Here is a 21,485-nt window from a genome sequence, read left to right as displayed (position 1 = left end):
AAATTTAATCACGCATGAAACACCACGGCATGAGAATTATACCTAAGTTAATCTGGGTTTTAATGCTTTGCTGTTTTATGTTCAAATAGTCAGAATTCATATCAGCATCAAACAATCAGGGATTTGCCATGACACAAAACACAATGCAGCAGATTATTATTACAGAACCAGGTGGCCCAGAAAAATTAGCCTATGAAACGGTTGCAATACCTGAGCCACAAGCCAATGAGGTTTTGGTCAAAGTACATGCTTTTGGTTTAAATCGTCCTGATATTTTACAGCGTCAGGGTCTGTATCCTATGCCTAAAGGCGTGACGCCAGTGCCAGGCTTAGAAGTAGCAGGTGAAGTAGTTGCTGTGGGTACAGATGTCAGCCAATTTAAAGTTGGTGATGCAGTGTGTGGCTTAACCAATGGTGGTGGCTATGCAGAATATTGTGTTGTACCAGAAAGCCAGACTTTGACAATTCCAGCGGGTGTCAGCTTTGTGCAAGCCGCTGCGATACCTGAAACATTTTTTACTGTGTGGGCCAACGTGTTCCAAATGGGTAAAGCCAAAGCAGGTGAAACGGCACTGATTCATGGTGGAACCAGTGGCATTGGTACAACTGCTTTAATGCTGTGCAATGCCTTAGATCTAAAAACCTTTGCAACCGTAGGCTCAGATGAAAAAGTACAGGCAATTTCACACCTCACCACAGCGATTAATTACAAGACACAAGATTTTGAACAAGTGATTAATGCAGCGACAGACAATGCCGGGGTCGATATCATTTTAGATATTGTTGGTGCGCCGTATTTGGAACGTAATTTAAACTTATTACGTCGTGATGGTCGCTTGGTGTATATCGCATTCTTGGGTGGTGCAAAAGCCAAAGAAGTAAAACTTGGTCAAATTATGATGAAGCGTCTTACCATTACCGGTTCGACCATGCGCGCCCGCAATACTGCAGAAAAAGCTGAAATTACCAAAGGTTTGCAAGAGATAGTTTGGCCATTGTTAGCCAAAGGTGAATGTCTGCCTATGATTTATAAAACTTTCCAGTTTGATCAAATTCAACAAGCACATGCCGAAATGGATACAGGTGAGCATGTGGGCAAAGTAGTGGTGGAAGTGATTTAAAGACTCAAAATTTAAAATCAGCCCGCATAAAAAACTGACCGAGTGTCAGTTTTTTTATGCATATTTTTATAGAAGATTTTAACAAAGATTTTTTGAATCTTTTTTAGCAATTATTTTAATCATAATTACATAAATATTTCTTTAAACTACAATTCAACACAATAAAATTTTTCCAAATAGTCAAATATTAAGGAGGTGTAGGACACACCCTGTCAATAATAGAGCTTATCTTTATATTCATTGAATTCATTCTCAAGATAACAAAACGGTTCATGTAAAATAATTTGATAGAGAGAGCAGGCTTATGAAAATTTTATCTGCATATACGCCAAAACACAGTCTACGTGCATTAAAACGGTTACACAAAAATATTGTTCGTCAGCAAATCAATGTTCGGAACTTAAATAAAATGTATCATGCGATGCTACATTTAGAACGCTATATTGACCGCCTCGATCATGATAAACGCGAAAACTTGTATTAAGTGTAAAGAGCAACCTGTTAATTATTTTTTACTAAAAAGTACAAGTGAGTTGAAAAGTTAAACCTGTTATTTATTGGATTATTCATTTGAAATAACGGGTTTTAAATAGACGGTAAAATTCAGGAGAAAAACTAAGGGAACAATAAGAAATTTAAAATAAACAAGGATGATCAAAGCTGAAAGATCAATTTTAAACTGCTGCACTGTAATAGGTGCAGCACTGCCTTGTGTGAACAATTGCTTCGGAATGTGTCGAGCTTTTAGCTAAATTGTGCGAAAATAGCGTTTTTCTATTTTTGTCCAAGGGCAGTACATGATTGACCAATCTCCTGAATCATTAAGTGATATCGAAATACTCGACATTTTGCAGTCTATGAAAAGTGATGAGCTAGACACAGAGGCAAAAGAAATTATCCGTAATGGTGGGAAAGCAGGTCGTCAGGAAGCGCATAAAGCAGCGTTGGTGGCACTGAATCAATCATTTGAAAGCAAATTTGTAGAAGCGGTGAGTTTGGCTTTGCAGTTAAATGAAGCGCAAATGAAAAAAATTCGTTATAAAAAAGACCGTGTGCGTATTTTAAAAGCACGTGGGATTGATTATTTAGCCATTGATGGCACAGAAACTGCACAAGTATTGGCTCAGGTTGCACAAGCGATTGTGCGTGAAGATGCTGTGGTAACGCATGATTTGCACAATATTTTCCCTTTCTGGAAAGAAGGTTGGCCAATGGTGCAATTCGACAATGTCTATAAAATTTTAGCTGAAGATATTGCGATTCATTATCAAGCAGTATTGGATGAGTTGATCAGTAAGTATTAAGTAAATACTCAGCTAAATTTCAGAAGTATCAGTTCAGATTTAAAAAAGCACCACTTCATTTTGATGTGGTGCTTTTTTGTGAATGCGAGAAAATGTAGATGCAATCAGGCTGAACGAATACAAGGAATCTCACTATCCATCTGCTTCATTGTTGTTTTGTATTTCCTGCGTTTCTACAATTCGTGTCACTAAAAGTTGGTCAATTTTAAAATGATCGACGTCGACCACTTCAAATTTATAACCATCAAAAAGTACAGAGTCGGCAGGACGCGGGATTTTACGTAGCTTATACATCATAAAACCTGCAATGGTTTCATAATTTTCATCATCTGGCATTTCATCAATTTGCAGCGCGTGTTTAATGTCTTCAATTGGTGTACTGCCATCAATCAGCCAAGAATTGTTATCACGTTTAATGATTTGCTGATCTTCTTCAATAGGTGTTACCCAATCGCCCATCACAGTAATCATAATATCAGACAGGGTAATTACGCCCACAACCAACGCATATTCATTAATGACTACGGCAAATTTTTCTTTGGTCGAGCGGAAACGGTCTAAGACTTCAGACAGCGTGAGTGTATCTGGAATGGTTAATACATTACGGATGGTGCTTTCATTTAGTTGTAGTAAAGATTGATTATTGAGGATTCTGACCAAAATATCTTTGGCATCAACATAACCAATCACATCATCAATATTTTCGCTACAGACCAAAAATTTGGAATAAGGATATTCTGCAAGTTTTTGACGAATACTGGCTTCAGATTCCTTTAGGGTAAAAAACACCACATTTTCACGTGTGGTCATACTCGAAGGTACGTTACGTTCTTCGAGTTCAAACACGTTTTCGATAAAGTGATGTTCCTGCTTTTGTAAAACACCTGCTTGAGCGCCTGCATCCATGACTGCAGAAATATCATCAAAGGTAATATTGTCTTCGCGCGTGGTGTTTACTTTGAATAAACGGAACAGCACGTTGGCAATCGCATTAATCATCCATGCCAAAGGCTTGCATATCCGAATAAAAATTTGAATCGGATTAATCACCGATACCGCAATTTTTTCAGGGGCGATCATTGCCAAACGCTTAGGCATTAGGTCGGCAAATAAAATAAACAGCGAAGTCACTAAGGTAAATGACAAGGCAAAACTAAGCGTTTCAGCCCATGGTCCTTGATAGAAGCGCACAACTAAGTTGTAAAAATAAGGACGGAATGCGCCTTCACCTAAAATACCACCTAAAATGGCAACTGCATTTAAGCCAATTTGTGAGGCAGCAAAAAAATCAGCTGAGTTTTCTTGTAGGTCTAAAACTTTTTGGGCACGTTCATCGCCTGATTCGGCTAGAATTTTCAGTTTAACTTTACGTGCACCAGCCAACGCAATTTCAGTCAGCGATAAAAAACCAGCTCCGACAATGAGGATGAGGATAATAACAATATTCTGGAAGAGGCTCACGAATCCACCTGTGGATTATATTATTTTAAATATAACAATTTGAATCTTTATTAAATCATGATTAAACAATGAGGAATATCGAAATATTCCTCATCTGAGTATAAGCGTTTGTGCCAATAAGTTCAGTGAATTTTTAATTAATAGGCTGAAAATTGAGAGTTATTCAGTAAAAACTCACGGTTTTCTTCTTCAATCATTTGGCGCGCTACATATAAAATCAATTGGCGTAACCAACGGTGTGCAGGGTGATGATGTAACAACGGACACCATGCCATCTTTAATTCAAATTCTGGAATATAAAATGGTGGGTCTTTAATCAGTAAACTTTGGCTTTTGGCTTGTAAGCGCGCAATACGTGTAGGTAAGGTTGCGACTAAATCTACATTAGACGCGAGTAGTGCAGGCATTTGATAATGACGGGTAAACACCGAAATTTTACGTTTTTGTCCAATACGCTCTAAAGCTTGATCAATCCAACCCAGTCCCGCTTGTTTCTCTGGATTCACACCAAAACCAACGCCCATACCTGTTTTAGAAACCCAAATATGTTGTGCATCTAAGTAACTTTTTAAATTCAGGTTATTGGCAGCAGGGTGTTTGTGATTGAGCAGGCAAGAAAAACTATCACGCCAAACTAAAACCTGATGGAAACTTTGTGGAATTTCATTAAAACGGTTAATCGCCAAATCGACTTTACCTTGTTCCATGTCGCGATAAGACACATCACTCGGGGTTAAAAAGTCTAATACCACATTAGGTGCTTCAGAGCGTAAAGCTTTAACCAAGCGTGGGACTAATGTGGCTTCTGCGTAATCGGAGGTCATAATCCGAAATACACGATTTGAAGTATAAGGGCGGAACTCAGTACGCGGCTCCAAAATCATAGAAAGGTCAGATAAGGCATCGCGGATACGCGGTTGTAATTCTAAGGCACGTTCAGTTGGCGTCATGCCTTCAGAAGAACGAATCAGCAGGGGATCATTAAATAAATTGCGCAAACGACGTAAAATGTTACTCATCGCAGGTTGGGTAACGCCCAATTGTTCTGCAGCACGGGTTACATTTTTTTCACGAAGTAAGACGTCAAGATAAATTAATAGATTAAGATCAACCCGCTCCAGATTCATAAAATAAATACCGAAAATAAAATCACTAAATTATTGGAATTATGCCATAAGCCGTAAGGCTTGTGTATAAATTATGATGAAAAAATCGACGAGATAAACAGCAAAAAATCTGAATAAAAACAGCCAGCCCCATCATTATTTCCTAAAGAAATGTAGGTTGCCTAGTACTGCATCTATACTTTTTAATCTTAAATGCAAAAACACTTAAAAGCATTGGCAGAACTGATAGCAGATTCTATTTTGTATGAAACTTATGCACTTACATTGCGCTGAAAAGCAGCAAAATTTTGCTAAAAAATGGCAGAAATCGCCAATGCAAGCATTTTTTATGAAATGCAAGACTTAAGTCTAATGCAGAAAATATCGGCACAGAGATGAATTTGTAAGCAAAGATATTTGATTAATTTTCTAAATAAGGTTTTTAAAATCAATAGGTTGTGTTTTTATTGTTTTTGTGAATTAAGACTTTGATCTATACATTTTTTTAAAAAATACCGAGAATTACACGAGAATATTGGATTAATTCATTCAGTCACTCTACTCTGTATTCATCGTAACGAAGTGCTCTAAATCTGAGCAATCAAGCATAAGCGCGATTTAGCCTTCGATTGATAAATCCTAAATAATATTACAGGGTACAATATCATGACTACATACCAAACAGCGATTGATGCAATCCGCGAATTAAAAGCAAAATTCGGCAACACTTGGGCAGACATCAGTCCTGAAGATGCTGCGCGTATGCAAATGCAAAACCGTTTCAAAACTGGTTTAGATATTGCTAAATATACAGCTGCGATTATGCGTCGTGATATGGCTGCTTATGATGCTGATTCAAGCAAATACACTCAATCTTTAGGTTGCTGGCACGGTTTTGTTGCGCAACAAAAAATGATTGCGAACAAAAAATACTTCGGTACTACTGAACGCCGTTATATCTACCTTTCTGGTTGGATGGTTGCTGCACTTCGTTCAGAATTCGGTCCACTTCCTGACCAATCTATGCACGAAAAAACTTCTGTTCCTGCATTGATCGAAGAAATCTATACATTCTTACGTCAAGCTGACGCAAAAGAATTAAACGATTTGTTCCGCGCACTTAAAAAAGCACAAGACGCTGGTGATACTGCTAAAGCTGCTGAAATCACTGCTCAAATCGACAACTTTGAAACTCACGTTGTGCCAATCATTGCGGACATCGACGCTGGTTTCGGTAACGAAGAAGCAACTTACTTATTAGCTAAGAAAATGATCGAAGCGGGTGCATGTGCACTTCAAATCGAAAACCAAGTTTCTGACGCGAAACAATGTGGTCACCAAGCTGGTAAAGTAACTGTTCCACACGAAGACTTCATCGCTAAAATCCACGCGTTACGTTATGCGTTCTTAGAAATGGGTCTTGACGACGGTATCATCGTTGCACGTACTGACTCTGAAGGCGCTGACTTAACTCAAAAAATCCCAGTAGTTAAAGAGCCAGGCGACATCGCTTCTCAATACATCAGCTACTTAGACACTCAAGAAATTGACATCTCTGAAGCGAAAGAAGACGAAATCCTAATCAAGCGTGATGGTAAATTACACCGTCCTAAGCGTTTAGCTTCTGGCTTGTACCAGTTCCGTGAAGGCACTCAAATTGACCGTGTTGTACTTGACTGTGTAACTAGCTTACAAAACGGTGCTGACCTTCTTTGGATCGAAACTGCGACTCCAAACGTAGAAGAAATCGCTCACATGGTTAACCGTGTACGTGAAGTTGTGCCAAATGCGAAACTTGTTTACAACAACTCTCCATCATTCAACTGGACACTGAACTTCCGTCAACAAGCGTACGACCGTTGGGTTGCTGAAGGTAAAGACGTATCTGCATACGACCGCGCTAAATTAATGAGCGCTGAGTACGACGATTCTGAATTGGCTGCTGAAGCTGACGAAAAAGTACGTACATTCCAAGCAGACGCTTCTCGTGAAGCAGGCGTGTTCCACCACTTGATCACTCTGCCTACTTACCACACAGCTGCTCTTTCTACTCACGAGCTTGCTCAAGGTTACTTCGGTTCTGAAGGTATGTTGGCTTATGTTGCTGGCGTACAACGTAAAGAAATCCGCGGTGGTATCGCTTGTGTTAAACACCAAGCAATGGCTGGTTCTGACATCGGTGACGATCACAAAGAAATTTTCTCTGGTGACAACGCGCTTAAAGCAGCGGACGAAGCTAAAAACACAATGAACCAATTCAACGCGTAATCGCTTGATGGTTTAAAAGAAAACCCTGCTGATGCAGGGTTTTTTTATGGCTATTTAAAATAGTCAAAGAACTTTGAAACATCCTTAAATTGATGTTCCTTCATTTATGAAATGCAGCAGCTGTAACCTATTTAATTTTGATCACATCTGCCTCTACAGAAGCTGGGTAATGGAAAGACACCTTAATCCATTGTTTTTGTTGTGCAGGAATTGGTTCTAAAAAATGCGGATCGACTACGGCTGCATATTCTTGATATTGCTGATCGACCAAAACCAAGTCATTGGCATGTAATTGTAATGCTTGATCAGATTGATTGTGAATTGCCAGAAAATAATCGTGTGCCATCACAGGGTCGTTTAATTCTTTGACCTCAACATTTTGTACGTGTTCAGCCTGAATATCGACATGCTTCAGGGCATTACTGACTTGCATATTTTCTACAGGATGTAAGAAAACCTGAGTTTCATTTTTCTGCTGATTTTGTGTCTTTTTCTGATTGTATAAGCTGAATTGAAGACCGTGAGCTGTGAGTTGAATACGTGCATAGGCTTGCCCATTTTCTGTATTGAGCAACCATTCATTTGCCGTGTTTTGCGATGGGTGTTGGTTCTGTTTGTCTTGCTGATTGTTGCCCTGAGCAGCTTGAATCGTTCCCGCCACTTGGTTTTCGCGCTGGCGCTGTTTCGAGCGTTTAATGTCGCTGAGTTGAAAGGTTTGATCATCATTCAGGCGTAAATGAATCACATGCTGTTCACAGTTGTCACAAGGCAATAAGGCTCTAAAGTTACCTGTAGCTTGTCCTGTCCATGAAGTTGCTGAATTTTGAACTTCAGTTTTGGGCGTAATTTGTGGCTCAGAAGGCAAAGCGGATTGATACTCCCTGCTTGGGTCAGTTGATCCGCAAGCTACTAAAAATAAGCTAAGTGTACTGAGTGCAATCGGATAACGATTCAGCATAAATGTTCTAAACTTCAAACTTGTCTTGCTGCCACCTTAAACTTTCACCTTGTATCTGAAAAGCCAATTTGCCTTATTTTTAATGAAGATTTGTAGCAAATCATAACAAGCCCGATGTTTTAAAGTTTTAAGTTTCACTTCAAGGATTACATCGGATTAGACCGTAAAAAAACTCAGCAAACTGTGCGTAAATTTATATATTTACCATTTTAAACTTGCTTGAATCTAGCAATGAATAAGCGCAAAAACAGTATGATTTTGCATGGAATGACAAAAATAAGATGAGTGCAGGAAATTTTTATACATTTATAAAGTATTTGTTTATTTATTCGTCGTTTTAGACTTTTGTATTTGTCGATGCTTGCTAAAATTCGCACACTTTATTTGGGGTATGCGGTTGTGTTTGAAAAGTTAGCTGAGCGAAGCTTAAATTTAATGGGTTGGGAAATCGACAATCATTGTCCGTTGGAATTAGACCAATATGTGATGATTGCTGCACCGCATACCAGTAATTGGGATGCCTTATATGCACGCTTAGGGCTTAAAGCTTTGGGCGTTAATGTTCGCTTGACCATTAAAGACAGCTATATGAAATTGCCGTTTGGGCCATTTGTCCGTGCGATGGGAGGTATTGGTATAGACCGTCGTCCGAAAGCACCAGGCGAAGCACGACCTAGTATGGTTCAGCTCATGACGGACTTATTTAAAAACCATCCTAAATTGGTGATGTTGGTGACGCCTGAAGCCACACGTGCGCGTCAAGAACAATGGAAAACAGGTTTTTATCATGTTGCGTTAAATGCAGGTGTGCCAATTGCTTTGGCGTATATGGATTACGCAAAAAAGAAAACGGGTGTGGGAAAAATTGTGCATCCAACCGGTGATTTTGAAAAAGATATGGCTGAAATCATGGCATTTTATGCGCAGGTTCAAGCAAAATTTCCTGAAAGTTTTAGTGTCGATACACGTTACTATTCAGAATAAGCACACTATTTCAGTGTAATAATCTATCAAAACTAAAAGACAGGGGATTATCCCTGTCTTGCTTTAAAACGTGGATTGGATTTGCAAATCACAAATAATTTGCCACGACGTTTCACAATTTGACAATCGGCACGCGATTTTGCACTTTTTAAAGATGAACGAACTTTCATGAAGATAAACACTACAATATGTAATGTTATAATATTACATTAATGGATGGCTCTTGAAAAGTGTCGATAGTCATAAAATTACCGCGTATCTTTTAAGGAGAAAATTTAAACAACAATCTTTTGGTATAAGCCCGCACGTACAGTTCCCGCTTTGCTCTCTTTAACTTTTTGCCAAGTCTGCGGTAATTTTAACAGGTTTAAATCACGATCTGCTTCAACATAAATCAGACCTTGTGCCGCAATGAGTGGATCAGCCAACCCTGCCAATTCTTCCCATAAATCTAAACTATAAGGCGGGTCTAAAAATACCAAATCAAACTGATCTTTTAGTGTCGCCAAAGCATGTTGTGCGGTAGAAACTTTTAATTGTGCTTTGCTTTTATTGACGCGTAATAATTCTAAATTTTGCTGTAAAAACTGTGCTTGTGTACGGTTTGGCTCAATCATGACCACGTGTGCCGCACCGCGAGACAGGGCTTCAAAAGCTAAAGCGCCCGAACCTGAACAGAGGTCTAACACTTTGGCGTTTTGCACATCCCACATTAACCAGTTGAATAAGGTTTCGCGCACTCGGTCGGGCGTAGGGCGTAATCCCTCAATTGAAGCAAAAGCCAACTGACGACGTTTCCATTCTCCACCAATAATACGTAGTTGATTTTTCATGGCTTAGTCGCTCTCAATTGGGTTAGTGGGTACATCTGCTGTTGGCGCAGTTGCAGGTGGATTGGTTGGAGCTGAACTCGGAGTAGTTTGCGAAGGATTTGGGTTGAGCGCAGGGTGATTGGTTGCTGTATTCGGATTATTCACGTTATTCGTATTTGGTGCAGTAGATGAAGGGACTTCACCACTTGGCAATTCACTTGGTTTTAAACCTGCGGTCATTAAGCCACCACTCACTTGTGCGGCAGATGGACGAATTGGCTTTTTATTTTTATTCAGTAACCAATAGTCTAAAATTGGACGCGCCAAAGCCGTTGCTGCAGAACCACCGCGACCATTTTCTAGAATGATGGCAATTGCGATTTCAGGGTTTTCGGCAGGAGCGAAGCCAACAAATAAACCGTGGTCAAGCTGACGGTCGGTCAATAAGGCTTCGTTATAGCGTTTACCTTGCGCAATACTTTTAACCTGTGCTGTACCTGTTTTACCTGCAACTGAATATTGCAAGCCGCCTTTAATCCCTTTACCTGTACCTGATTGAATCACATCAACCATGGCATCACGCATTTTAATCCAGTCTTCTTCTGTGCCGTTAAAGTCAATTTTTCCGTTGGTACCATTGTGAACTTTAAATGGTTTCGCGCCACGACTTTCACGTAACACGTGCGGTGTGACTTTAAATCCTTTGTTGGCGGTGATGGCGGTGGCCATTGCTAATTGCAATGGTGTCGAGGTAAATGCACCCTGACCAATACTGACGGAAATTGTTTCACCTTTCATCCATTTGGCTTTGCGCGTACGCATTTTCCAGTCCGGGTTTGGGTAGAGTCCTGTGCTTTCACTTGGTAAATCGACCCCAGTTTTTTCACTAAAGCCAAATTGACGCATCCAGTCGTTCATTTTTTCAATGCCCATGCGATACGACAATACATAGAAGTAGGTATCACACGACACGACTTGAGCTTTGTGCATATCGACAATGCCATGCCCAGTTTTTTTATGGTCACGGAAACGGTGGCTGTCGCCTGGTAAAGTGAAATAACCATAATCCTGAATGGCGGTTTTCCAGTCGACATAGCCATAATGAATACCGCCTAAACCAAACATCGGCTTAATGGTAGAACCCGGTGGATAAACACCTTGTACTGCACGGTTATAGAGTGGTTGATCTAAATTATCGCGTAAGGCAGAGTAGTCGGTATGGCTAATACCTGTGACAAATAAGTTAGGGTTAAAACTCGGACTGGAGACTAAAGCTAAAATTTCACCTGTACGTGGGTCAAGTGCCACAATTGCACCACGGCGTTCTGCCAGTTGTTCAGAGGCGACCACTTGCAAGCCATAATCCAATGACAAAAACAAATCATTGCCACGTACAGGGTCTTTACGTCCTAAATTGCGCAGCACATTACCATGTGCATCGGCTTCTACAGATTCGTTGCCGGGTACGCCATGTAGCAAGTGCTCATACGATTTCTCCACCCCAATTTTGCCAATCAAGTTGGTGCCTGCATAAGCATCTTTGTCAATTTCTTTCAGTTCTTTGTCGTTAATGCGCCCGACATAACCAATCACGTGCGCAAATAAGTCACCATGCGGATAGTAACGTGTCATCTGGGTTTCAATATTGACCCCAGGGAACTGAAATTTAACTTCACTAAAACGGGCAATATCCGATTCATTTAAATTCAGCTTGATCGATACACGTTCAGTTTTACGTGAAGTTTTAATCCGACTTTTAAAGCGATCGATATCTTCTTCTGTCAGTTGTAAAACAGGTGTCAGTCGCGCAATGGTATCGTCAATATCTTCAACATCTGCACGGCTTAAAGTGGCTGAGAACACAGGGTAGTTATCTGCCAATAACACACCATTGCGGTCATAAATATAACCACGTGCAGGTGCGAGTGGTTGTAGCCGAATTCGGTTTTTATCTGATGCAGTCGCAAATTCATCGTAGCCGCTAATTTGTAAAAAGGCATAACGAGCCACCAACAGCAGCAAGAAAAAAACCACAACACCCACCGAAAAAAAGATGCGATTGCGAAAAATACGCTTCTCTTGCTGAGCATTTTTTAACGGATAGTGTTGTTTCATACAAAAATTGGCTTAACAAAAATGAGGGAGAACGAATTTGGACTATTCTAACGCATCTATTGGCAATTTTGAGTAACCATGTTTGACTGAATTGCCCGATTTAACCTAGAAGATGGGCGCAATCTTAATTTTTGACTTTAGCGACATCAAAATTGTAATTTGCTGTATATAAGAATCCTGACAATTCTGCTAGAGTCAAAACACGAAAACAGGACTGTTTTTAAAATTAAAACAAATGGACACTGGTGACAATAATGACAAAAGTCTATTCTTTCGTGGCATTACTTGCCTTTTCAAGTTTTAGCTTTGCTGGGAACACTACTTTTTTACCTGAAGCAAAAATTAGCGCAGATAGCGCAAAAACCTGGAATGTAGGGGCGGGTATTACCCAAAAATTACTGCATTTGAATGGTGAATGGGTCAATCCTTATGGCATTGCCTATCTAAAAGCGGGGGCTTTTTTAAATGGTGACCATGAAGTCGGTGGGCAAACAGGTTTTCGTTACCCATACCACCTCACAGGTAAAGACAAAAATGGTTATTATATTGGCGCTTACGCAGGACACCTAGAATCTAAATGGGTGGATGGTGAAGAAAAAGCGCGTTTAGGTGCAGGCATTGATCTGGCTTATGTATTACTGAGCCCTGAACGCATCAGTAGCTTTAGTGTTGGCATTGGCGCAGGTGAAAAATTGGAAGATCGACAAGGGCGAGTGATTGCGGAAACTGAGCCTAGACTACAATTTTCCTATACGCTCAGTATGGGTTTGTAGTCAGAATAGTGACTTTTAACTACTTTAGAATCTTGTAATTAGAACTAAATATGGAAAAAATGCATGCTTGAGTACGTCAATCAGTTGTGGCAAACCTTTTTGAATCGTCCAGATTTTTGGGCCGTGCTCAGTATTATTCCTGTGACTGCTTTTGTGACTTGGGCGCACGTGTGGATGGCACTAAAAATGGTGTTCTATCCAATTAGCTTTTGGGGCTTTCACCTTGGACCTATTCCTGTGGGATGGCAGGGGATTGTTCCGCGTAAAGCAGGGCGTATTTCAGGCATCATTACCGATAACACCTTGTCAAAACTGGGCTCGTTGCGTGAGTTTCTTAACGCTATGGACCCAGAAGACATGGCGCGTATTATTGGTGAGCAAGTGGGTTTTGAACTTGAACACTTGATTGATGAGGTCATGTTAGACCGTAATGCAGTGCTTTGGGAAAACCTACCCTATTCGATTAAACGCCGTATTTACGCTCAGGCGCATAAACAATTGCCAGGTGTGCTGCGTGAATTGGTGACTGAACTGACCTTGAATGTTGAATCCTTGGTGGATATGCGTGAAATGGTGGTCAGCCAAATGGAAGGTGATCGCCGCTTAATGGTGCGTATGTTCCTAAAAGTCGGTCAAAAAGAAATTAACTTTATTTGGCATATCAGTGCATTGATTGGGATGTTCTTTGGTATTTTCCAAATGATTGTTTGGTTTCTTGTACCATGGCACTGGACGGTTCCATTTTGGGCGGCAATTTGGGGCTTCTTGACCAACTGGATTGCGATTTGGATGGTATTTAACCCAGTCGAACCACATTACGTGAAATATCCGCAGTTCTTTAAATTGACTGAAAATCGTCAATTTCCATGGATTAAGCCAGTGATTCCACGCATTGGGACTTATAATATTCAGGGTGCGTTCATGAAACGCCAAGAAGAAGTCTCGGATGTGTTTGCAACGGTAGTCACAGAAGATCTGATTACGTTAAAATCGATTATGACTGAAATGATGTATGGCAGTAAAAAAGACAAAACCCGCCGTATTGTCAAACGCCACATCAACGAAATTATGGAAACACCATTGGTTCGTACCTCTTTACAGTTGTCTTTGGGGCCAAAAGAGTATGCCAAACTCAAGACTGACTTGATTGATCGTTCGATTGAAATTACGATGGTGCCTGTATGCGACCCTGCCTTTAATGCGAGCCGTGCACAGAAAATTTATCAAATGTTCAGAGATCGTATTCGTGAACTGACGCCAAAAGAATTCCAGAATCTCTTGCGTCCTGCCTTTCAGGAAGATGAGTGGATTTTAATTGTCTTGGGTGGTGTAACTGGTTTTATTGCTGGTTTAATACATTTGTTTGTCGCTTTCTTATAAGAGGATGCTGGCTGCGTAAAGGGCGATGGCTCTGATATGCAACGAGTGTCAAATACATTGTTAAAATGAGGATGTTTTTTTATGCGCATTATCTTACTCGGACCACCTGGAGCAGGTAAAGGTACACAAGCTCAGTTGATCTGTAAGCGCTACAATATCCCACAAATTTCAACCGGTGATATGCTCCGTGCTGCAATTCGTGAAGGTACTGAATTAGGTCTACAAGCCAAAAGCGTCATGGACGGTGGCGGTTTGGTATCTGATGAACTGATCATTGGCTTAGTGAAAGAGCGTATTGCGCAGCCAGATTGCGTGAATGGTTGTATTTTTGATGGTTTCCCTCGCACTATTCCACAAGCTGAAGCCTTGGAAAGCGAAGGCATCAATATCGACCACGTGATTGAAATTGATGTTGCAGACGAAGAAATCGTACAACGTTTGTCTGGTCGTCGTCAGCACCCTGCATCTGGTCGTATTTATCACCTTGTTTACAATCCACCAAAAGTGGAAGGTAAAGATGACGAAACTGGCGAAGATTTGGTTCAACGTCCAGATGACCAAGAAGAAACCATTCGTAAGCGTTTAAAAGCGTATCACTCAGAAACTGAGCAATTGGTTGGCTTCTATCAAGGTCGTGCTGCTTCTGGTGAAAATGCACCAAGCTATAACAAATTGAATGGTCTTCGTCCAATTGAAGAAGTTCAAGCAGATTTGTTTGCTATTTTAGACCAAGCAAAATAAGTCTAGGTCTTAGACCAAGTCTGTTTAAAAGAAAATAAAATCGTTTAAACAGGCTGCTTGTTTTGACTTTAAAAGAGTCCTGATTCATATTAGGGCTCTTTTTATTTGTGTCAGTTTGGGAGAGTGCTTTGCAACATGCTGCTGTGATCATCATGTTATTGGCAAGTATTGCCGTTTTAGGCTTTCTTGTTTTTGTGAGCTATAAGTTGTTGCGCAACACACAAGCTCAGAATTCGGCTGAAAAAAAATCAGGCAAGCACTATCAATTGCATCCGAAACTTAAACAACAGCAAGAGCAACAACGTCAGTCTGAAGATTCTCAGGATAAATAAACCATCACACATCTGCAAAAGATTGCAATTTTAAATTTGGGCAGTTTTTATAAAACCTTATGAAAAAGAATAAAATTCTATTAATAATTCTTGTGGTTGGTATTATTACTTTAGGTATTGTAATTTTTATAAAATCTCAAGCAGTTACAGAGACAAAAAGATTAGGTAACGGTGAAAATACCAACCATGAAGAAACAAGTTCATCTCTGTACAATCTTGTGCATAGATTGCACAGTTATCCACACTATTTTGGATGATTCGCATTGCTTTGATGATCTAGCATGTCATCAATAAGTTTAGATCACTTTGCAAAAGTCTACCGAAGCACTTACTTAGATATGGGCGCGTGATGAATTTCATGCAGCGTAGTATGACGATGTGCACCAAATTCAAAGCGATCAGGCCAGTTACACACATCTGACACCACACATTCAGCGCATTTAGGCTTACGCGCAATACAACAATAACGGCCATGTAAAATTAGCCAGTGATGCGAGTCAATTAAAAATTCTTTAGGAATGACTTTAATCAAACGGTGTTCGACTTCTAAAACATTTTTACCTACAGCTAAACCTGTGCGGTTACCTAAGCGGAAAATATGCGTATCGACCGCCATGGTTGGCTGTCCAAATGCGGTATTTAAGACCACATTGGCAGTTTTGCGTCCCACGCCGGGCAAGGCTTCTAAATCGGCACGATTATCAGGCACGATGCTGCCGTGTTTTTCGATGAGAATTTTGCAGGTTTTAATGACATTTTCTGCTTTGGAATTATACAGTCCGATGGTTTTAATATATTCCTTTAAACCTTCCACACCTAAGGCATAAATCGCTTCGGGCGTATTGGCAACAGGAAACAGTTTGTCGGTGGCTTTATTGACGCTGACATCGGTCGCTTGTGCAGATAAGGTCACCGCAATCAGCAATTCAAATGGATTGGAAAAATTCAGTTCAGTGGTCGGATTTGGGCGTTGTTCACGTAAGCGCTCAAAAAAAGTCTGAATTTGCTTTTTGGTCATATTTTTAGACGGCTTTTCTTTGAGCGTGGTGCTTTTGGCAGTCGTTGTTTTAACCGCTTTATTGGTCAGACGTGTCTTTCTTTCGGGCATGTTTATGCTCCTAATTCACGTAACTGTTGTTGTAAATTGGTTAGTAATAGCCGTTTTTTCTCATCGTCACGCACACTGAGTTGTTTTTCGAGTTTTTTAATTTGTGTGCGTAATTTTGCCAGTTCGATGGTGGTTTGTGCATCGGCAGTGGAAATCTGTTCATTTTTTTGCACAGGCAATTCAATCACAGGCACAGCAGCATCGGCTTGTGCAGAAAATTGAGCAAACAGTTCGGTATCAATTTCTGCACGTACCACAGGGCCTTTACGGTGCAGACGACGTTGTTCTTCACGTTGTATGTGGGCGTAGTAGCGTTGGCGTAAATCATTCTGTTCTGCCACTCGTGCGCTATCAGAAAGCAGGGGTTGTGTATCTTCTACCAAGTCAATGCAATCGACAGGGCAAGGCGGAATACACAATTCACAGCCCGTACATAAATCAGTCAAAATGCTGTGCATGAGTTTGCCTGAGCCTAAAATGGCATCGACAGGGCAGGCATTAATACATTTGGTACAACCAATGCACTCATCTTCACGAATTAGGGCTTTCATACGCTGTGGGCGTCCATCTGCCTGCACAGGCCAAACACTGGCTTCTGCGGTCAATACAGGGCGTTGCAGTAAGTTTGCTAGTGCATCTGCAACAGGTTGTCCACCGGGTACGCATTTATTGGCCGCTTCGCCTTCTGCAATCGCTTTGGCGTAGGGTAAACAGCCATCACGGTGACCACATAAGCCACATTGAGTTTGAGGGAGCAGCGCATCAATATTTTGAATCAGAGCAATTTGCGAATTCATGGACAAACCAATGCCACTTTAACAGCAGCAGAAAAACGGAAGATAAGGCTAGGGGAAAATTCTAGGTCGATGATTTTAGCACGATTTTTGCTTTTAGGCTTGTGCGCAAATTAAGAACAACAATTGCTAGCTTTTTGGGCAAAAATGCTCAAAACTATGAATTAATTTGTTACATTAACTTATGGGCTTAACACGCTAAAAAATAAGTTAAATTTATGAAAATACAAATGTTTTAAAGTTTTTTGAAAAAAACTATTGTAGATTGTTAACAAAAGATATTTAATATTTTGCGCCAAAATATATCATTGATTGAAATTTTGACCAATTTTGATCCATTTTCTGCTGAGGATTAAGCGTTGAAATACAACAGCCTTAACGAATTCCTAGATTACGTTAAAACACGTGATGCACATCAACCAGAGTTTCTACAAGCTGTAGAAGAAGTAATGACCAGTCTTTGGCCATTCATTGAAAAGAACCCTCAATATGCAGCACATGGTTTGCTTGAGCGTTTGGTTGAGCCTGAGCGTGCAATTCAGTTCCGCGTTTCTTGGGTAGATGACCAAGGTCAAACCCACGTAAACCGTGCATTCCGTGTACAGTACAACTCAGCAATTGGTCCATTTAAAGGTGGTATGCGTTTCCACCCATCAGTGAACCTTTCTATTTTAAAATTCTTAGGTTTTGAACAAACCTTTAAAAATGCTTTGACTACATTGCCAATGGGCGGTGGTAAAGGTGGTTCAGACTTTGACCCTAAAGGTAAGTCTGAAGGCGAAATTATGCGTTTCTGCCAAGCCTTAATGATCGAGTTATATCGTCATTTAGGTTCTAACACGGATATTCCTGCGGGTGATATTGGTGTAGGCGGTCGTGAAGTGGGTTACATGGCGGGTATGATGAAGAAGCTCAGCAATGACACTTCATGTGTATTCACAGGTAAAGGCTTGTCTTTCGGTGGTTCTTTGGCGCGTCCAGAAGCTACAGGTTACGGTACTGTGTATTTCGCTGAGGAAATGCTCAAGACTCGTGGCGATTGCTTTAAAGATAAAGTCGTTGCGATTTCTGGTTCAGGCAACGTTGCACAATTTGCTGCAGACAAAGCAATGTACTTGGGTGCGAAAGTAGTTTCACTTTCTGACTCGAATGGTACTGTGTACGTGAAAGAAGGTTTCACGCCAGAATTACTTGCTGAAGTGATGGAACTTAAAAACGTAAAACGTGGTCGTATTTCTGAATTTGCGTCTAAGCACGGTTTTGAATACCTTGAAGGTCAACGTCCTTGGGGTATTAAATGTGATATCGCGCTTCCATGTGCGACTCAAAACGAACTTGATGCGAATGATGCAGCAGCGCTTCTTGCAAACGGCGTAATCTGTGTTGCTGAAGGTGCGAACATGCCTTCTACACTTGAAGCGGTTGAGAAATTCGTTGAAGCGAAAATTCTTTATGCGCCAGGTAAAGCATCTAACGCCGGTGGTGTAGCAACTTCTGGTCTGGAAATGTCTCAAAACGCATTGCGTTTAGGCTGGACTTTCGAAGAAGTTGATGAGCGCTTACACGCAATCATGAAAGAAATTCACCGCAACTGCGTAAAATTCGGTACGAAAGAAGACGGTACCGTGAACTATGTAGACGGCGCAAACATCGCTGGCTTCGTAAAAGTTGCTGATGCAATGCTTTCTCAAGGCGTATTCTAAGTCTGACTGAGTTTAAGCTTGAAAAAAAACCGAGGTGAATGCCTCGGTTTTTTTATATTGCGATTTTATCGTTATAGAGTGCCTTTGACTGCTTCACGCTCTACGGTCATGTCGAATACATAGGCATATTTAGACTGGTCAGCTGCCGGATTTTTAATTTCATAACGTTTTACCCGAATAATCTGACGCTCATTCGATGAATGCTGAAAACCTTTGATCTGATCGTAAAATAAAGTCCAGTCTTTATCGACCTGAGTCTTTAAGCCTTTTTCATCATATTTGATTTCTTTCACCTGTAAGCAGGTTTGCTGAGCTACACCCGTACAGGCTTTAGTCTGTGACGAAACTTCCAGGAAAATGGTTTCTGCCTGACCTTGGTATTTGGTTTCCGGTGTCATTTTTCCAGTAAAGACATATTTTTGACCATCAGCTGCAGTAATACTCAGTTTTGGCTGATTGGCATCATTTAGATCCAGACTAAACGGAATATTACGCTTTTGCAGAAGCTGGCTGATAAAACGTTCCTGTTCCATTAATGGTGCATCACATGCCATCATGGTGCCCATCATGTCACCCGTACTCAGGGTATTATCTTTAACAGTCCAGCTCGTGCCAAGGCTATTACAGCCAGAAGCTACACTTAGTCTGCCTCGTTGATCAAAGCTCAGAACAATCGGGCGTTGCAGCCCACGATCAAGTTCCCAGGTATAAGCGGGCAAAATTTGTGTAGGCGTTTTTAATGTGGTGGATAGAGTAGAAATAGCCAGATCTCCTGAAGTGGCAGGAAGATGTGAAGATTGACATGCAGTTAAAGCCAAAGGGAGCAGGGCAAGCGCAAAAATACTGAATTTCATTGGTTTATATTCTATGTGCTAAAGTTTCAACGTGATTATAATCAAGAGATTAACAAAAAATATGGATACAAATCGTAGCTTTTGCTAACAAAATGTATCCAAATTAAAAAGTCAGATTTTAAATAAGCGGAGCTATCGGTTAGTCAAAACGATAAATATCCATACCGAGTGAACCCATGCTAAAGCTGCTATGTACAATGTTAAATCGATCTCCCGTACCCATTGCAAAAAACAGCGGTGCAAAGTGTTCTAGGGTTGGGTGATTACGTGCTACATGTGGCAATTGTTGCCAATCTAGTACTGCATCATAATTGCGATGACTTAAATGCTGCACCACACGATTACGGAAACTAGATGCCCATTCAGGCACAGCCGCATTGGGTGTATTCCATGATAATTCACGTAAGTTATGGGTGATACTGCCTGAGCCAATCAGTAAAATTTGCTGTTCACGTAATGGCGCTAAACTTTGCCCAATGTGATAAATCTGTTCGGCGCTCATATTCATGGGCAAAGAAATGGTAATCACTGGAATATTGGCATCGGGATACATGTGTAGTAATGGCATCCATACGCCATGATCATGCGGGCGTGTGCTGTTGGCATGGGCAGCAAAGCCCGCATCAGCCAAACGCTGCAAAATATCTTCTGCCAGTTCAGGTAAGCCAGGTGCAGGGTAGCGCAGGGCGTACAAGGCTTCAGGAAAACCACGGAAGTCATGCCATGTTTCAGGGCGAATACCTGTGTTGACCTCCAGTGCATTACTTTCCCAATGCGCCGACATCACCACAATGGCTTGCGGTGTTGGCAAATTTTCACTTAAACGGCTGAGTGCAGGCCCGACCTGTTCAGGATTGAGTGCCAACATGGGCGAACCATGTGAGATAAATAAACCGGGTAATGTCTGTAAGTTCATGCCTAGATCCCTAAAGCCTGCTGTTCTACAGCATCGCAAAAAAGTGTGTATAGCAAAATGTACTTTTGTTCAACGCTATGTTGCAGCTTTGCAACGTCGTTTGAGTTGAAGATATTTTGATAACTCAACGTACAAATTGAATAAGTTGATTTAACCTGCACGATGATAAGGATGGTTGTGGTTGATGCTCATAGCACGGTATAGCTGCTCAATCAGCATCACGCGAACTAAAGGGTGTGGCAAAGTTAGTTTGGATAATGACCAATGCCATGCTGCTGCTTTACGTACTGCTTCAGAGTGACCATCTGGTCCACCAATCGCAAGCACGACATCATTGCCTTCTAGCATCCAGCCTTTCATGGTTTCTGCAAGTTTTTCGGTGCTGAACTCTTTGCCGCCCACTTCCAAGGCAATTAACAGCTCATTGTTTTTCATGGCATTTAAAATGCTATCACCTTCAATTTGGCGATATTTTAGAATATCGGCCTCAGAATCATTTTTGCCACGTTTCGCCATTGGCAGTTCGACAATTTGAGTCTGCACAAAAGGCTGAATCCGTTTGAAATAATCTTCAAAACCAGTCAGCACCCAAGCAGGCATTTTTTGTCCAATGGTCAGAATGCGAATTTTCATAGGCGAGTTCATGTAGCGATCAATCAGAATCTCGCATTATAACCATGATTCAACACAAGCGCTGTGTAACGACACAATTTGCAATTGAATTTGCCAACAGGCTGTTGCTTTAATACTCAGCA

21 protein-coding genes are annotated in these 21,485 nt (G+C 40.9%); 10 read left to right on the top strand and 11 right to left on the bottom strand.

Going from position 1 to position 21,485, the window contains the following annotated elements; translation table 11 throughout:
* Positions 1-128 precede the first annotated feature (128 nt).
* From FTU39_RS02100 to FTU39_RS02090, 3 genes are all read left to right on the top strand, one after another.
* Positions 129-1,121 carry an NAD(P)H-quinone oxidoreductase gene (locus FTU39_RS02100; protein WP_180051654.1) on the top strand — a complete coding sequence of 331 codons (993 nt, stop codon included), beginning with the start codon at positions 129-131 and terminating at the stop codon, positions 1,119-1,121.
* A 304-nt stretch (positions 1,122-1,425) separates the two neighbouring features.
* On the top strand, positions 1,426-1,605 hold the full coding sequence (locus tag FTU39_RS02095) for a hypothetical protein (protein ID WP_096901477.1): 180 nt from the start codon (positions 1,426-1,428) through the stop codon (positions 1,603-1,605).
* 313 nt (positions 1,606-1,918) lie between these two features.
* On the top strand, positions 1,919-2,425 hold the full coding sequence (locus FTU39_RS02090; RefSeq protein ID WP_004977287.1) for a hypothetical protein: 507 nt from the start codon (positions 1,919-1,921) through the stop codon (positions 2,423-2,425).
* Positions 2,426-2,557: 132 nt separating this feature from the next.
* On the opposite strand, the gene FTU39_RS02085 is transcribed toward FTU39_RS02090, so the two are convergent.
* Positions 2,558-3,886: a hemolysin family protein gene (locus tag FTU39_RS02085; RefSeq protein ID WP_180051653.1), complete on the bottom strand. Its 1,329-nt coding sequence runs from the start codon at positions 3,884-3,886 to the stop codon at positions 2,558-2,560.
* Between the two features lie 137 nt (positions 3,887-4,023).
* Positions 4,024-5,013 (bottom strand): LysR family transcriptional regulator, encoded by a 990-nt coding sequence (locus FTU39_RS02080; RefSeq protein WP_004977282.1) that lies wholly within the window; start codon positions 5,011-5,013, stop codon positions 4,024-4,026.
* Positions 5,014-5,658: 645 nt separating this feature from the next.
* Here FTU39_RS02080 and FTU39_RS02075 point away from each other — a divergent pair.
* On the top strand, positions 5,659-7,260 hold the full coding sequence (locus tag FTU39_RS02075; RefSeq protein WP_004977281.1) for an isocitrate lyase: 1,602 nt from the start codon (positions 5,659-5,661) through the stop codon (positions 7,258-7,260).
* 127 nt (positions 7,261-7,387) lie between these two features.
* On the opposite strand, the gene FTU39_RS02070 is transcribed toward FTU39_RS02075, so the two are convergent.
* Positions 7,388-8,218: a copper resistance protein NlpE N-terminal domain-containing protein gene (locus FTU39_RS02070; protein WP_167846151.1), complete on the bottom strand. Its 831-nt coding sequence runs from the start codon at positions 8,216-8,218 to the stop codon at positions 7,388-7,390.
* Between the two features lie 357 nt (positions 8,219-8,575).
* On the opposite strand from FTU39_RS02070, the gene FTU39_RS02065 reads away from it, so the two are divergent.
* On the top strand, positions 8,576-9,202 hold the full coding sequence (locus tag FTU39_RS02065; protein ID WP_104852321.1) for a 1-acyl-sn-glycerol-3-phosphate acyltransferase: 627 nt from the start codon (positions 8,576-8,578) through the stop codon (positions 9,200-9,202).
* A 47-nt stretch (positions 9,203-9,249) separates the two neighbouring features.
* Here the strand turns inward: FTU39_RS02065 and ykgO are convergent, their stop codons facing one another.
* The 3 genes from ykgO to mrdA all read right to left on the bottom strand — a co-directional run bounded on the left by ykgO (position 9,250) and on the right by mrdA (position 12,129).
* The gene (gene ykgO / locus FTU39_RS02060; RefSeq protein WP_026438469.1) at positions 9,250-9,372 is read right to left on the bottom strand and encodes a type B 50S ribosomal protein L36; all 123 of its coding nucleotides are present in this window, start codon (positions 9,370-9,372) and stop codon (positions 9,250-9,252) included.
* Between the two features lie 105 nt (positions 9,373-9,477).
* Positions 9,478-10,035, bottom strand: a complete 558-nt coding sequence (gene rsmD / locus FTU39_RS02055) for a 16S rRNA (guanine(966)-N(2))-methyltransferase RsmD (RefSeq protein WP_004970724.1) — start codon at positions 10,033-10,035, stop codon at positions 9,478-9,480.
* A 3-nt stretch (positions 10,036-10,038) separates the two neighbouring features.
* On the bottom strand, positions 10,039-12,129 hold the full coding sequence (gene mrdA / locus FTU39_RS02050) for a penicillin-binding protein 2 (protein ID WP_180051652.1): 2,091 nt from the start codon (positions 12,127-12,129) through the stop codon (positions 10,039-10,041).
* A gap of 254 nt (positions 12,130-12,383) precedes the next feature.
* Here mrdA and FTU39_RS02045 point away from each other — a divergent pair, with 254 nt between their 5' ends.
* The 4 genes from FTU39_RS02045 to FTU39_RS02030 all read left to right on the top strand — a co-directional run bounded on the left by FTU39_RS02045 (position 12,384) and on the right by FTU39_RS02030 (position 15,355).
* Positions 12,384-12,902 (top strand): hypothetical protein, encoded by a 519-nt coding sequence (locus FTU39_RS02045; RefSeq protein ID WP_004970721.1) that lies wholly within the window; start codon positions 12,384-12,386, stop codon positions 12,900-12,902.
* 63 nt (positions 12,903-12,965) lie between these two features.
* Positions 12,966-14,282, top strand: coding sequence for a hypothetical protein (locus tag FTU39_RS02040; RefSeq protein ID WP_004970719.1), 1,317 nt, complete (start codon positions 12,966-12,968; stop codon positions 14,280-14,282).
* 81 nt (positions 14,283-14,363) lie between these two features.
* Positions 14,364-15,023 (top strand): adenylate kinase, encoded by a 660-nt coding sequence (gene adk, locus FTU39_RS02035; RefSeq protein ID WP_004970717.1) that lies wholly within the window; start codon positions 14,364-14,366, stop codon positions 15,021-15,023.
* 107 nt (positions 15,024-15,130) lie between these two features.
* On the top strand, positions 15,131-15,355 hold the full coding sequence (locus FTU39_RS02030) for a hypothetical protein (protein WP_225543532.1): 225 nt from the start codon (positions 15,131-15,133) through the stop codon (positions 15,353-15,355).
* Between the two features lie 328 nt (positions 15,356-15,683).
* On the opposite strand, the gene nth is transcribed toward FTU39_RS02030, so the two are convergent.
* Together nth and FTU39_RS02020 are read right to left on the bottom strand one after the other, a co-directional pair.
* On the bottom strand, positions 15,684-16,373 hold the full coding sequence (gene nth, locus FTU39_RS02025; protein ID WP_178867175.1) for an endonuclease III: 690 nt from the start codon (positions 16,371-16,373) through the stop codon (positions 15,684-15,686).
* Positions 16,374-16,465: 92 nt separating this feature from the next.
* On the bottom strand, positions 16,466-17,260 hold the full coding sequence (locus FTU39_RS02020; RefSeq protein ID WP_004970712.1) for an RnfABCDGE type electron transport complex subunit B: 795 nt from the start codon (positions 17,258-17,260) through the stop codon (positions 16,466-16,468).
* 356 nt (positions 17,261-17,616) lie between these two features.
* Here FTU39_RS02020 and gdhA point away from each other — a divergent pair, with 356 nt between their 5' ends.
* A complete protein-coding gene (gene gdhA / locus FTU39_RS02015; protein WP_004970711.1) occupies positions 17,617-18,960 on the top strand; it encodes an NADP-specific glutamate dehydrogenase in 1,344 nt (447 codons plus the stop codon).
* A 71-nt stretch (positions 18,961-19,031) separates the two neighbouring features.
* Here the strand turns inward: gdhA and FTU39_RS02010 are convergent, their stop codons facing one another.
* From FTU39_RS02010 to rlmH, 3 genes are all read right to left on the bottom strand, one after another.
* Entirely contained in the window at positions 19,032-19,814 is a 783-nt protein-coding gene (locus tag FTU39_RS02010; protein ID WP_180051651.1) for an META and DUF4377 domain-containing protein, read from the bottom strand.
* Between the two features lie 139 nt (positions 19,815-19,953).
* A complete protein-coding gene (locus tag FTU39_RS02005) occupies positions 19,954-20,730 on the bottom strand; it encodes a dioxygenase (RefSeq protein WP_096901485.1) in 777 nt (258 codons plus the stop codon).
* A 150-nt stretch (positions 20,731-20,880) separates the two neighbouring features.
* Positions 20,881-21,363 (bottom strand): 23S rRNA (pseudouridine(1915)-N(3))-methyltransferase RlmH, encoded by a 483-nt coding sequence (gene rlmH, locus FTU39_RS02000; RefSeq protein ID WP_026438445.1) that lies wholly within the window; start codon positions 21,361-21,363, stop codon positions 20,881-20,883.
* Positions 21,364-21,485 lie beyond the last annotated feature (122 nt).

Source organism: Acinetobacter sp. YH12099 (assembly GCF_013419195.1).
Lineage (GTDB): Bacteria > Pseudomonadota > Gammaproteobacteria > Pseudomonadales > Moraxellaceae > Acinetobacter > Acinetobacter towneri.
This window is presented reverse-complemented; position numbering and strand designations above follow the sequence as displayed.

Bases quoted from the DNA above. Each gene is read 5' to 3' on its own strand.
- FTU39_RS02100 (WP_180051654.1), top strand. From the start codon at position 129: ATGACACAAAACACAATGCAGCAGATTATTATTACAGAACCAGGTGGC.
- FTU39_RS02095 (WP_096901477.1), top strand. From the start codon at position 1,426: ATGAAAATTTTATCTGCATATACGCCAAAACACAGTCTACGTGCATTA.
- FTU39_RS02090 (WP_004977287.1), top strand. From the start codon at position 1,919: ATGATTGACCAATCTCCTGAATCATTAAGTGATATCGAAATACTCGAC.
- FTU39_RS02080 (WP_004977282.1), bottom strand. From the start codon at position 5,013: ATGAATCTGGAGCGGGTTGATCTTAATCTATTAATTTATCTTGACGTC.
- FTU39_RS02075 (WP_004977281.1), top strand. From the start codon at position 5,659: ATGACTACATACCAAACAGCGATTGATGCAATCCGCGAATTAAAAGCA.
- FTU39_RS02070 (WP_167846151.1), bottom strand. From the start codon at position 8,218: ATGCTGAATCGTTATCCGATTGCACTCAGTACACTTAGCTTATTTTTA.
- FTU39_RS02065 (WP_104852321.1), top strand. From the start codon at position 8,576: ATGCTTGCTAAAATTCGCACACTTTATTTGGGGTATGCGGTTGTGTTT.
- ykgO (WP_026438469.1), bottom strand. From the start codon at position 9,372: ATGAAAGTTCGTTCATCTTTAAAAAGTGCAAAATCGCGTGCCGATTGT.
- rsmD (WP_004970724.1), bottom strand. From the start codon at position 10,035: ATGAAAAATCAACTACGTATTATTGGTGGAGAATGGAAACGTCGTCAG.
- mrdA (WP_180051652.1), bottom strand. From the start codon at position 12,129: ATGAAACAACACTATCCGTTAAAAAATGCTCAGCAAGAGAAGCGTATT.
- FTU39_RS02045 (WP_004970721.1), top strand. From the start codon at position 12,384: ATGACAAAAGTCTATTCTTTCGTGGCATTACTTGCCTTTTCAAGTTTT.
- FTU39_RS02040 (WP_004970719.1), top strand. From the start codon at position 12,966: ATGCTTGAGTACGTCAATCAGTTGTGGCAAACCTTTTTGAATCGTCCA.
- adk (WP_004970717.1), top strand. From the start codon at position 14,364: ATGCGCATTATCTTACTCGGACCACCTGGAGCAGGTAAAGGTACACAA.
- nth (WP_178867175.1), bottom strand. From the start codon at position 16,373: ATGACCAAAAAGCAAATTCAGACTTTTTTTGAGCGCTTACGTGAACAA.
- FTU39_RS02020 (WP_004970712.1), bottom strand. From the start codon at position 17,260: ATGAATTCGCAAATTGCTCTGATTCAAAATATTGATGCGCTGCTCCCT.
- FTU39_RS02010 (WP_180051651.1), bottom strand. From the start codon at position 19,814: ATGAAATTCAGTATTTTTGCGCTTGCCCTGCTCCCTTTGGCTTTAACT.
- FTU39_RS02005 (WP_096901485.1), bottom strand. From the start codon at position 20,730: ATGAACTTACAGACATTACCCGGTTTATTTATCTCACATGGTTCGCCC.
- rlmH (WP_026438445.1), bottom strand. From the start codon at position 21,363: ATGAAAATTCGCATTCTGACCATTGGACAAAAAATGCCTGCTTGGGTG.